Here is an 11,434-nt window from a genome sequence, read left to right as displayed (position 1 = left end):
CGGGACGTCGTGGTCGGCCAGCACGGCGGCCCCGAGGACAGCGCCGCCGCGCTGCGGTTCGCCTTCGAGACGGCCGCGGCCCGCGGCGCGGCCGTCCGGGCCGTCCGGGCGTGGACCCTGCCGCCGGTCTTCGCCTACAGCCCCGGTTCGCTCAGGCTGCTGGACGACGCGGGCGGCCTCGAACCCTACGAGAAGCAGGCGCTGGCCGAGGCGCTGGAACCCTGGCGCGAACGGTTCCCCGAGGTGCGCGTCGCCGAGCACGTGGAGATGGGCAGCGCGGGCCAGGTGCTGCTGTCCATGTCCGGCCGGGCCCAGCTGATGGTGGTCGGGCGCCGGGCGCACCGCACCGCCGTCGGCGCCCGGATCGGCTCGGTCGCGCACGGGGTGCTGCACCACGCCGGCTGCCCGGTGGCGGTGGTCCCGCACGACTGAACCGCCCGCCGCCGGCCGCCTCACGCGGGTGCCGGCGGCTCCAGGGTCTCCCGGGCCCGGGGCAGCACGTTCCTGACGTAGTCGGCGACGGCGGTGTCCAGGCCGATGTCGTGCTGCGCCTGCTCCGACAGGTACCAGCGGTGTTCGAGCAGCTGGTGGTAGATCTCGGCCGGGTCCACGGACCCCCGCAGGTCCGGCGGCACCGCCCGCACGGTGGGCCGGAACACGTCCCTGACCCACCGGTGGGCCAGCACCTCGGGGCGCGCGGCGAGGGGATCGCCGGGGGCGTGGTCGTCCTGGGTGGCCATCCAGCTCTCCAGGTCGTTCAGCAGCCGCCGCGCCTGGTTCTCCTCGGTGTCCAGACCGGTCAGCCGGAGCAGCTGGCGCTGGTGGTGGCCGGCGTCGACGACCTTCGGCACGAAGGTGACCGTGTCGCCGCCCGGCGAGTGCTCGATCTGCATCTCGGCCACGTCGAAACCGAGGTCGTTCAGCCGGCGGATCCGGCGCTCGATGTAGTGGTACTCGCCCGCCGGGTACACCGAGGTGCGGGTCAGCTCCTGCCACAGCCCCTGGTAGCGGGTGCAGATCTCATGGCCGAACCCGACCGGGTCGACGGCCGGGTGCAGCGCGCCGGACGCCTCCAGGTCCAGCAGCTCGCCGCTGATGTTCACGCGGGCCAGGTCCAGGTCGTACTCCCGCTGCCCGGGGCTGAGCCGCGGGTGCAGCTCGCCCGTCTCGGCGTCCACCAGATAGGCGGCGTAGGCGCCCGCGTCCCGCCGGAACAGGGTGTTGGACAGCGAGCAGTCGCCCCAGGCGAAGCCCGCCAGGTGCAGGCGGACCAGCAGCACGGCGAGGGCGTCCATCAGCCGGTGCATGGTCGCCGGGCGCATGGTCGTCTCGAACATCGACCGGTACGGCATCGAGCCGCGCAGGTGCCGGGTGACCAGCACCGGCTCCAGCGGGCCGCCCGACCGGCCGGTGCGGCCCGTGACCACGGCGAGGGGGTCGACGGCGGGGATACCGAGCCGGTCCAGGTCGCGCAGCAGCCCGTACTCGCGCACGGCGGGCCGTTCGGCGAGTTCCTTGACGGCGATCACCTCGTCACCGGCGCGCGCGTAGCGCACGACGTGCCGGGAGATGCCGCGGGGGAGCGGCACGAGGTACTCCTCGGGCCACTCCTCAAGCGGTGTGTCCCACGGCAGGGCGAGCAGGAGCGCGGGGTGCTCCGGATTGGTGGCGTTGATCTGCAAGGCCATGTCGTGAACCCTAGGGCCGGGCCCGGGCTAGGAGGCACGCTCCCGGGCCAGGTCCGCGGCGGCCCGTACCGGGCCGTGGTGGACGGGCCCGTGGCCGGGCAGCAGCGTGTCGCCGTCGAGCGCCCCGATCAGCTCCAGCGAGTCCAGCGCCCGCGCGCGGTCGTGGTGGAAGAAGTCGCGCAGCATCTGCGGGCCCTCGGCCCGGGAGACGGCGTGCCCGGTGACCAGGGCGTCCCCGGAGATCACGATCCCGGCGCCGGGCAGGTGGTAGACGCAGTGGCCGTCCGTGTGACCGGGGGTGTGCACGGGGACCGGCCGGCCGGGCAGGTCGAGCGGCCCCCCGGCCGGGAACGGCTCCGGCGCCGTGACGGGGTGGCTCGTCAGACCGTCCACGCGCTTCACGTGCAGCGCCCAGGACAGGACGCCGGGCCGCCAGGCGTTGCGGACCACGTCCGAGACGCGGGCCTGCTGGAGGAACTCACGGCGGGCGTGCGGGACTTCGGCGGGATGCAGATAGACGGGGGTGCCGTGGGCGGTGCGCAGGTACTCGGCCGAGCCCAGGTGGTCGTTGTGCGCGTGGGTGATCAGGACGGCGGCGACCGCGTCCGGTGAACTGCCCACAGCGGCGAGGGACTCCAGCAGCCCCGGCCGGTCCCCGGGGTACCCGGTGTCCACCAGAGTGACGGCGTCGCCGTCCTTGAGGATCACCCAGTTGGTGTCGTGCCCGTGCACCAGGTAGGTGTCGTCGGCGACTTGGGTCACGTCGACTGGCATGGTCTCTCCGAGCCCTGAGCGGCGAATCGTCGGGGACAGCCAATCAGACCGGACGCCGTCCCGCACCAGGGGGGTCCGGCGCCTGTGCGGCCGGCCGCGGCGCCGGCGAGTTCGCGTCACGCGAGTCCTGGCCGGCACCGGCGACGTGTCCGCGCCCGCCGCACGGTGTGAGTGCGCGCCGGGTCGGTACCGGTGACGTGTTCGCGGCCGCCGCGCGGTGTGAGTGCGCGCCGGGTCGGTACCGGTGACGTGTTCGCGGCCGCCCCACGGTGTGAGTGCACGCCGGGCCGTTACCGGCGACGTGTCCGCGGCCGCCGCGCGGTGTCAGTGCACGCCGTGCGGCCGGAACTGGATGCTGATGCGCGGGCCGGCGGCCCGGCCGGTCTTCGGGACGCAGTGCTCCCAGGTGCGCTGGCAGGAGCCGCCCATCACGATGAGGTCGCCGTGTCCGAGGGGGCGGCGCACCGTGCCGCCGCCCCCGCCGGCCGGGCGCAGCAGCAGGTCGCGGGGTGCGCCGACGGAGAGGATCGCGACCATGGTGTCCTCGCGGGCGCCCCGGCCGATGCGGTCCCCGTGCCAGGCCACGCTGTCCCGGCCGTCCCGGTAGAAGCACAGCCCCGCCGTGGTGAACGGCTCGCCCAGTTCCTCGGCGTAGTGCCGGGACAGGGCGGCGCGCGCCTCGTCCAGCACCGGGTGCGGGAGGGGGTCGCGCGCCCCGTAGAAGGAGAGCAGCCGGGGTACGGCGACCACGTTGTCGTACATCTTGCGGCGCTCGGCGCGCCACGGCACGTCCGCCGCCAGCCGTTCGAACAGCGCGTCGGCGCCGCTCAGCCAGCCGGGGAGGACGTCGATCCAGGCGCCCGCGCCCAGCTCGGTCCGGTGCAGCCCGCGCAACGGGCCGAGCCGCAGCTCGTCGGTCTGGTCGAACAGGGAGCCCTGGAGGTGCGTGGACATGGGGCCAGCGTACTCCTGAATCGAAAATACGTTCCATTCGCACGTCGGCCGGAGGCTCCCTGGGCTTCGGCGCGTTCCCGTCGCGTGCCGGCCGGCGGTCCTGTGGGCCTCGGCGCGTTCCCGTCGCGTGCCGGCCGGAGGTCCGTGGGCCCCCGGTGTGTCCCCTTCGCACGCCGGTCCGAGTCCCCACCCGGTTCGAACTCCTTCCGCGGAGGTCTTTCGATACACCGGTGTATCCGATACATTCGCGTATCCGATGCAGGGAGCGGAGCCGATGGAAGAGACACCCAGGCGCGTCACCCGGCGCCGGGTCCGCACCCGGGCCCGGCTGCTCGACGCCGCGTTCGCCGTGTTCGCGGCCAAGGGCTTCGGGCGTGTCTCCATCGAGGAGGTCTGCGAGGCGGCCGGATTCAGCCGGGGCGCCTTCTACTCGAACTTCGCCACCCTGGACGAGCTGTTCTTCGCCCTCTACCAGGAGCGCGCCGACCTCATCGCGGCCCAGGTGACCGACGCGCTCGCCCAGGACGGCCCCGACCTGGACGTGCCCGCCGCCGTGGACCGGGTCACCGAGGTACTGCTGCTCGACGTGGACTGGCTGCTGGTGAAGACCGACTTCCTGGTGCACGCCGCCCGCGACCCCGCCGTCGCACGTGCCCTGCTCGACCACCGCGCACGGCTGCGGGCGGCCGTCGCCGACCGGCTCTTCCGGGCCCGCGGGCACACGGCCCTGCCCGCAGTCCTCGGCGGCGCGGACGGCGCCGCGCACGCCGTGGTCGCCGCGTACGACGGGGTCACCACCCAACTGCTGCTGGACCGGGACGTCGAGACCGCCCGGGCCTGGCTCAAACAGCTGCTCACCGCGCTGCTGACCGATGGCAGCCGCATCCCCGCCTAGCCCCGCGACGGGCCAGTCACGAGCACCGGACAGGAAGGACAAGGACGCCATGGACGCGGACGTCATCGTCGTCGGAGCGGGCCTCGCCGGCCTGGTCGCGGCACACGAACTCACCAGCCGGGGCCGCCGGGTGGCCCTGGTCGACCAGGAGAACGCAGCCAACCTCGGCGGGCAGGCGTTCTGGTCCTTCGGCGGGCTCTTCCTCGTCGACACCCCCGAGCAGCGCCGCCTCGGCATCAAGGACTCCTTCGGCCTCGCCTGGAACGACTGGCAGGGCAGCGCCCGGTTCGACCGCCCCGCGGACCAGGACTCCTGGGCCATGCGCTGGGCCCGCGCCTACGTCGAGTTCGCGGCCGGGGAGAAGCGGTCCTGGCTCCAGGGCCACGGGATCGAGCTGCTGCCCACCGTCGGCTGGGCCGAACGTGGCGACCTGCGGGCGGACGGACACGGCAACTCCGTGCCCCGCTTCCACATCGCCTGGGGCACCGGCACCGGCGTGGTCGAGCCCTTCGTGCGGTACGCCCGGCAGGCCGCCCGGGACGGACTGCTGACCTTCCACCACCGCCACCAGGTGGACGAACTGGTCATCGAGGGCGGCACCGCACGCGGTGTGCGCGGCACCGTCCTCGCCCCCGACGACTCCCCGCGCGGTGTCGCCTCCAGCCGGGACCGCGCCGGCGACTTCGAGCTGACCGCCCAGGCCGTCGTCGTGACCACCGGAGGCATCGGCGCCGACCACGACATCGTCCGCCGTCACTGGCCCGAGCGGCTCGGCACGCCGCCCGCCGAGATGGTCACCGGCGTGCCGGCCTACGTCGACGGCCGCATGCTCGACATCAGCGCCGACGCCGGCGTGCGGCTCGTCAACCGCGACCGCATGTGGCACTACACCGAGGGCCTGCAGAACTGGGACCCCGTCTGGCCCGGCCACGGCATCCGCATCCTGCCCGGACCGTCGTCCGTCTGGCTGGACGCCCTCGGCCGCCGGCTGCCCGACCCGTGCCTGCCCGGCTACGACACCCTCGGCACCCTCAAGTACCTGCGCACCACCCCCGACATCGCGCAGTACGACCACTCGTGGTTCGTCCTCACCCGGAAGATCGTCGAGAAGGAGTTCGCGCTCTCCGGTTCCGAGCAGAACCCCGACATCACCGCCAAGGACCGCAAGGCCGTGCTGCGCGACCGGCTGCTCGGCAAGGGCGCTCCGGCGCCCGTGCAGGCGTTCCTCGACAAGGGCGCGGACTTCGTCACCGCGGGCAGCCTGGAGCAGCTGGTCGAGAGGATGAACAGCCTGACCGGCAAGGCCCTGCTGGACGCGGCCGCGATACGCCGGCAGATAGAGGCCCGCGACCTGCAGCTGGCCAACCCCTACAGCAAGGACTCCCAGGTCCAGGGCATCCGCAACGCCCGCCGCTACATCGGCGACCGGCTCGGCCGGGTCGCCGCCCCGCACCGCATCCTCGACCCGGCCGCCGGCCCCCTCATCGCCGTCCGGCTGCACGTGCTGACCCGCAAGACCCTGGGCGGCATCCAGACCGACCTGGACTCCCGCGCCCTCGGCACCGACGGCACCCCGATCGAGGGGCTGTACGCGGCGGGCGAGGTCGCCGGGTTCGGCGGCGGCGGTGTGCACGGCTACAACGCCCTCGAAGGCACCTTCCTCGGCGGCTGCCTCTTCTCGGGCCGGGCCGCGGGCCGTGCGGCGGCGCGGCAGACCGCCTGAACTCAGCTGCCCAGCAGCTCCGCCAGCACGGTCGCGTGGTTCTGGTCCGGCTTCTTCGAGGCCGTCAGCAGCGTCACCCGCCCCGCCCGTGCCGACTCCCGCAGGCCGTCGAGCAGTTCCGCGGCCTGCGGCGCGTCGAGTTCCGCCTCGTACCGGCGGCGGAACTCCTCGAACGAGCCCTCGCCCGCGTGGTACCACGTGCGCAGCTCGGCGGACGGGGTCAGCTCCTTGGGCCACGCGTCGATCCGCGCCGCGTCCTTGGCCAGGCCGCGCGGCCACAGCCGGTCGACCAGCACCCGCAGGCCGTCGTCGGGCTCGGGCGGTTCGTAGATCCGGCGCACGCGCACGCTCACGGTCGGGGCCCTTCCGGGTCGGGGACGGTGCCGCGAGCGTACTGCGCGGCGCCCCGCCCACCGGGCGGCGACGCGGCGGGACTTGACCGGAACAAGGGGGAAAGCCGGGTGCCGCCCCGCCTACGCTGACGGCCAGTCGATCAACGGCCACCCCGAGGAGCGCACGTGACGCCATCCCGCAGGCACCCCGCCCGACGCCGTACCGCCACCCTCGCCACCGTCCCCGTCGCCGTGGCCGCGCTCCTCGGTGCCGCCGGGCCCGCGGCGCCCGGCGGCACCGGCGGGCCGGGCGCGGGCGACCCGTACTTCCCGCTCAGCGGCAACGGCGGCTACCACGTCCGCCACTACGGCCTGACGCTCCGCTACGACACCGCCTCCCGCCGCCTGGACGCCACGGCGGTGCTCACCGCCCGCGCCACCCAGCGGCTCACCCGGTTCGACCTCGACCTGTCGGGTCTGACGGTCACCGCCGTCACCGTCGACCACCGGGCGGCGGCGTTCCGGCGCCAGGGGCAGGAGCTCGTCGTCACCCCGCGCCGGGCCCCGCGCGCGGGGCAGCGTTTCCGGGTCGAGGTCGCCTACCACGGCACGCCGAAGCCGGTCACCGACCCCGACGGCTCGCCGGACGGCTGGATCCCCACCGACGACGGCGCGTTCGTCGCGGGCGAGCCCCAGGGCGCGATGACCTGGTTCCCCGCCGACAACCACCCCAAGGACAAGGCGGCCTACGACTTCACGATCACCGTGCCGCAGGGCCGCACCGCCGTCGCCAACGGCGTCCTGCTCGGGCAGCGCACCGCCCACGGCCGGACCACCTTCCGCTGGCGCGAGACCCGGCCCATGGCCGCCTACCTGGCCACCGCCACCATCGGCACCTTCCGGACCGAGCGGTACACCACCCCGGACGGCATCCAGGTGTACAACGCCGTGGACCCCCGCGAGGCGCACGCCGCCGCCCCGGTCCTCAAGCGGCTGCCCTCCGTGCTGAAGTGGGAGAGCGCACTGTTCGGGCCGTACCCGTTCCGGGCCGCCGGCGCGATCGTCGACCACGCCCCGGACGTCGGCTACGCCCTGGAGACCCAGTCCCGGCCGCTCTACGACTCCGCGCCCGGCCTGGACACCCTCGTCCACGAGAGCGCCCACCAGTGGTTCGGCGACTCCGTCTCGCTCACCTCCTGGAAGGACATCTGGCTCAACGAGGGCTTCGCCACCTACGCCGAGTGGCTGTACACCGAACAGCACGGCGGCGACAGCGCCCAGCACACCTTCGACACCCTCTACGCCCGGCCCGCGGGCGACAGCCTGTGGGCCTATCCGCCCGGTGACCCCGGCAGCGGGGCACGGATCTTCGGCACACCCGTCTACGCACGGGGTGCGATGGCCCTGCACGAACTGCGCCGGGCCGTCGGCGACCGCGACTTCTTCCGCGTCCTGCGCGCCTGGGCGACCACCCACCGCGGCGGCCACGGTACGACGGCACAGTTCGTCAGGCTTGCCGAGGAGAAGTCGGGGAAGCAGCTGAAAGGGCTGTTCCACACCTGGCTGTACACGTCGGGAAAGCCGGACAGCGCCTGAAACCAGGCCCCTTGAGCACCATCCGAGAGTCGACCCATCCCGAACGGCATGATCCCTGACCATTTCCAAACAAGTGTCGGCCAAGGTCGACCCATGATCCAGCGCAGAACCGCCGTCGCCCTCCTCGCCTCCCCGCTGCTGCTCACCGGCTGCGGCGGCGGAGCCGAGGCGACCGAGCGCCGCACGGCCACCCGGTCACCGGCGCCCGGGACGTCCACGGCCCCGGCAGCCACCGCGAGTCCGGCCCCGAAGCCGGCACCGCGAGGCATACCCGGGCTCGGTCCCCGGCGGCTGGCGGCGATACCCGGGCGCTGCGGGCAGGTCGTCGTGGTCACCGGCCGCGGCAGGAACTCCCCGCTCTGCACGGTCGTCCTGTACGAGCGCACCGCCCACGGCTGGCAGGGAGGTGCCGCCTGGCCGGCCCACAACGCGCTGCACGGATGGAGCGACCACCACCGCAGCGGCGACCTGCGCTCCCCGCTCGGCGTCTACACCCTCTCCGACGCGGGCGGACTGCTCGCCGATCCCGGCAGCAGGCTCCCGTACCACCGCTCCGGCGGCTTCCACTCGCCCGGCACCGGCTTCGAGGGCGAACCGCTGGAGGGCTCCTTCGACTACGTCGTCGCCATCGACTACAACCGCCGGCCCGGCACCTCGCCCCTGGACTGGTCCCGTCCGCTCGGCCAGGAGCGCGGCGGGGGAGTGTGGCTGCACGTCGACCACGGCGGCCCCACCCACGGCTGCGTCAGCGTCGCCAGAACCCATATGAAGGATCTCCTGCGCACCCTGGACCCCGCCCGGCACCCGGTCGTCGTCATGGGATACGCCGACTGGCTGGCCCGCTGAGGGGCCTAGGATCCGGACCCGTGTGCGCACATGTGCTGGTCGCCGAGGACGACGAGAAGCAGGCCGAACTGATCCGCCGGTCGCTGCTGGCCGACGGGCACACCGCGACGGTGGTGCACGACGGCGCGGCGGCGCTGGACGCGGCCCGCCGGCTCGGTCCCGACCTCGTCGTCCTCGACCTCATGCTCCCCGTCGTCGACGGCTTCGGCGTGTGCCGGGCGCTGCGGAGCCGGGCGGAACAGCCCGACGTCCCCGTGGTGATGCTCACCGCCCGCTCCGCCGAGGACGACGTGCTGCTCGGCCTGGAACTCGGCGCCGACGACTACCTGACCAAGCCGTACAGCCCACGGGAGCTCATGGCCCGGATCCGCACGGTCCTGCGGCGCAGCGGCCGGGGCGCCGGCGCCCGGGACGACGACCCCGTCGTACGCGCCGCCGGGATCAGCGTCGACCCGGTGCGGCACGAGGTGCGCCGCGACGGCGTGCCCGTGGAGTGCACGCCCGCCGAGTTCCAGCTGCTGCTGGCCATGGCGAGCGAACCGGAGCGGGTCTTCAGCCGGCGGCAGCTGCTGCACTGCACCAGCGGTTTCGACCGGGCCTCCACCGAACGGGCCGTCGACGTGCACATCATGAACCTGCGCCGCAAGATCGAGGCCGACCCGCGGCGGCCCGTGCGGCTGCTGACCGTTTTCGGCGTCGGCTACAAACTCAGCGGTTCCCGGCCGTGAGGCGCCGCGAGCCCCGGGCCGGCCCACGGACCGGCCGGCCGGCGCCCGTGAAGCGCCGCATACCGCTGCGCAAACGGCTGCTCGTGCGGCTGGTGTCCGTCTCCGCGCTGATCGCCGTCTGCTCGGTGGCGGCCACCGCGTGGCTCGCGGTGACCACCACCACCCGAGCCCTCAAGGAGGAACAGGGCCAGGACCTGGCCGCCGACAACCGCATCCTCGCCGAACTCAGCGGCTACGCCGCCGCCCACGCCGGCTGGTCGGGTGTCGGCGGCACCGTCCGCGACCTCGCCGCCCGCACCGGCCGCCGGATCGCCCTCACCACCGCCGACCGCACCGTCGTCGCCGACTCCGCCCCCCGCGGTACCCCGCTGCCGCCCCGGCCCGCCGCCACCGTCGACCCGCTGCGCACCGACACCTACACCGAGAGCGGCGCCCAGCTCAGCGGCATCGACCCACGGGCGGTGGGCCCTTACCGGCTACCGGACGAGGAACGCGCCCGGCTGGACGCGCTGGCGGTCAAGAGGCAGCGGTGCGACGAGCGCCACGGCCTGCGGTCCACCCTCGTACGCAGTGCGAGCGGACGGCCGCTCCTCACCACGCCGGACGGCACCGACCCGGCCCGCTACGGCGCCGAGTCCTGCGAGGACGGGCAGCTCCCCACCCCCACGCCGACGGAACGACGGGCCCTGGACACGCTCGGGGAACTCGCCCAGCCCTGCCTGAGCCGGGCCGGCCTCGGCCCCGGCGGGCGGATGTTCCTCACCTTCGACCCGGGCGCCAAGGATCCGTTCACCGGCCACCAGCTGCTCCTGAAGTACGCCGAGCCGGGCACCGGCTACACCGGCCGGGCGGTCCAGCGCTGCCTGCGGAACGCCCGCCGCGTCCAACTTGAGCCCTACGTCGCGCCGGTGGCCGAGCTGTTCCTCGGCATCGGGGACCGGAACCCGGCCCGGTTCGACATGTCACCCGACAACAAGGCCAGGGTCGTCGGCGTGGTCGGCCTGGTCCTCGCCGTGACCGTGGTGGTGACCGCCGTCGTCGCCGTCCGGCTGGTACGGCCCCTGCGCGCGCTCACCCTGGCCGCACAGCAGCCGCCCGAGCTGCACGTACGCGTCCCGGTGACCACCCGGGACGAGACCGGCATCCTCGCCGAGGCGTTCAACGGCCTGACCGAGCGGCGCGAGCGTCTGGAGGCGCAGCGCAAGGCCATGGTCAGCGACATCGCGCACGAACTGCGCAGTCCCCTCACCAACATCCGGGGCTGGCTGGAGGTCGTCCGGGACGGTGTCGTCGACCCCGACCCGCCCCTGCTGGACTCGCTGCACGAGGAGGCACTCGTCCTGCAGCGGATCATCGACGACCTCCAGGACCTCGCCGCCGCCGACGCCGGCACACTCCGTCTGCACCGGGAGCCGCTGCGGGCCGGCGAACTGCTCGACCAGGTCGCCGCCGCCCACCGTGTCGCCGCCGACGCCGCCGGGGTCACCCTGCGCACCGAGACGGGCGGCGCCGCCTGGCTGGACGCGGACCCGGTCCGGATGCGGCAGGCCCTCGGCAACCTGGTCTCCAACGCGCTGCGGCACACCCCTGCCCACGGCACCGTCACGCTCGCCGCGCACCCGGACGGTGACGACGTCGTCCTCACCGTCGCCGACACCGGCCCGGGCATCGCGCCCGACGATCTGCCGCGTGTCTTCGAGCGGTTCTGGCGTGCGGAGAAGTCCCGCAGCCGGCGCACCGGCGGCAGTGGCCTGGGCCTGCCGATCGTCCGGCATCTGGTCGCCGCCCACGGCGGCACCGCCACGGCCGCGAGCGAGCCGGGGGAGGGCGCGATGTTCAGCCTGCGGCTGCCGGCGGTGCCGCCGCCCGCGGACGAGCCCTGAGCGCGCGGGGACCGG

Annotated in this window: 11 protein-coding genes; 7 read left to right on the top strand and 4 right to left on the bottom strand. The window is 74.3% G+C overall.

The window, feature by feature from the left end; all coding sequences use genetic code 11:
* On the top strand, nt 1-432 hold a 432-nt coding region (locus tag GT045_RS20705), incomplete at its 5' end, for a universal stress protein (protein ID WP_161335065.1).
* A 20-nt stretch (nt 433-452) separates the two neighbouring features.
* Here the strand turns inward: GT045_RS20705 and GT045_RS20700 are convergent.
* From GT045_RS20700 to GT045_RS20690, 3 genes are all read right to left on the bottom strand, one after another.
* Entirely contained in the window at nt 453-1,688 is a 1,236-nt protein-coding gene (locus tag GT045_RS20700; protein ID WP_161335064.1) for a DUF4032 domain-containing protein, read from the bottom strand.
* Between the two features lie 27 nt (nt 1,689-1,715).
* The gene (locus tag GT045_RS20695; protein WP_161335063.1) at nt 1,716-2,462 is read right to left on the bottom strand and encodes an MBL fold metallo-hydrolase; all 747 of its coding nucleotides are present in this window, start codon (nt 2,460-2,462) and stop codon (nt 1,716-1,718) included.
* A gap of 324 nt (nt 2,463-2,786) precedes the next feature.
* Nucleotides 2,787-3,416 (bottom strand): alpha-ketoglutarate-dependent dioxygenase AlkB, encoded by a 630-nt coding sequence (locus tag GT045_RS20690; protein WP_161290011.1) that lies wholly within the window; start codon nt 3,414-3,416, stop codon nt 2,787-2,789.
* A gap of 274 nt (nt 3,417-3,690) precedes the next feature.
* Between GT045_RS20690 and GT045_RS20685 the strand changes: the two genes are divergently transcribed.
* Both GT045_RS20685 and GT045_RS20680 read left to right on the top strand, forming a co-directional pair.
* The gene (locus tag GT045_RS20685; RefSeq protein WP_161335062.1) at nt 3,691-4,311 is read left to right on the top strand and encodes a TetR/AcrR family transcriptional regulator; all 621 of its coding nucleotides are present in this window, start codon (nt 3,691-3,693) and stop codon (nt 4,309-4,311) included.
* Nucleotides 4,312-4,360: 49 nt separating this feature from the next.
* On the top strand, nt 4,361-6,034 hold the full coding sequence (locus tag GT045_RS20680; protein ID WP_161290017.1) for an FAD-binding dehydrogenase: 1,674 nt from the start codon (nt 4,361-4,363) through the stop codon (nt 6,032-6,034).
* 2 nt (nt 6,035-6,036) lie between these two features.
* On the opposite strand, the gene GT045_RS20675 is transcribed toward GT045_RS20680, so the two are convergent.
* Complete coding sequence (locus tag GT045_RS20675) at nt 6,037-6,387, bottom strand: DUF488 family protein (protein WP_345942700.1); 351 nt, start codon at nt 6,385-6,387, stop codon at nt 6,037-6,039.
* 165 nt (nt 6,388-6,552) lie between these two features.
* On the opposite strand from GT045_RS20675, the gene GT045_RS20670 reads away from it, so the two are divergent.
* The 4 genes from GT045_RS20670 (at nt 6,553) to GT045_RS20655 (ending at nt 11,419) form a co-directional block, all read left to right on the top strand.
* Entirely contained in the window at nt 6,553-7,962 is a 1,410-nt protein-coding gene (locus GT045_RS20670) for a M1 family metallopeptidase (protein ID WP_161335061.1), read from the top strand.
* Between the two features lie 93 nt (nt 7,963-8,055).
* Entirely contained in the window at nt 8,056-8,808 is a 753-nt protein-coding gene (locus GT045_RS20665) for a L,D-transpeptidase family protein (protein ID WP_161335060.1), read from the top strand.
* Nucleotides 8,809-8,828: 20 nt separating this feature from the next.
* Nucleotides 8,829-9,536, top strand: coding sequence for a response regulator transcription factor (locus GT045_RS20660; protein WP_161287056.1), 708 nt, complete (start codon nt 8,829-8,831; stop codon nt 9,534-9,536).
* A 47-nt stretch (nt 9,537-9,583) separates the two neighbouring features.
* Entirely contained in the window at nt 9,584-11,419 is a 1,836-nt protein-coding gene (locus GT045_RS20655) for a HAMP domain-containing sensor histidine kinase (RefSeq protein WP_161335059.1), read from the top strand.
* Nucleotides 11,420-11,434: the final 15 nt, after the last annotated feature.

This window comes from Streptomyces sp. SID486, assembly GCF_009865385.1.
Classification (GTDB): Bacteria; Actinomycetota; Actinomycetes; order Streptomycetales; family Streptomycetaceae; genus Streptomyces.
This window is presented reverse-complemented; position numbering and strand designations above follow the sequence as displayed.

Excerpts from the sequence above, each read along its gene's own strand:
- GT045_RS20685 (WP_161335062.1), top strand. The coding sequence starts at position 3,691 with ATGGAAGAGACACCCAGGCGCGTCACCCGGCGCCGGGTCCGCACCCGG.
- GT045_RS20680 (WP_161290017.1), top strand. The coding sequence starts at position 4,361 with ATGGACGCGGACGTCATCGTCGTCGGAGCGGGCCTCGCCGGCCTGGTC.
- GT045_RS20700 (WP_161335064.1), bottom strand. The coding sequence starts at position 1,688 with ATGGCCTTGCAGATCAACGCCACCAATCCGGAGCACCCCGCGCTCCTG.
- GT045_RS20665 (WP_161335060.1), top strand. The coding sequence starts at position 8,056 with ATGATCCAGCGCAGAACCGCCGTCGCCCTCCTCGCCTCCCCGCTGCTG.
- GT045_RS20695 (WP_161335063.1), bottom strand. The coding sequence starts at position 2,462 with ATGCCAGTCGACGTGACCCAAGTCGCCGACGACACCTACCTGGTGCAC.
- GT045_RS20690 (WP_161290011.1), bottom strand. The coding sequence starts at position 3,416 with ATGTCCACGCACCTCCAGGGCTCCCTGTTCGACCAGACCGACGAGCTG.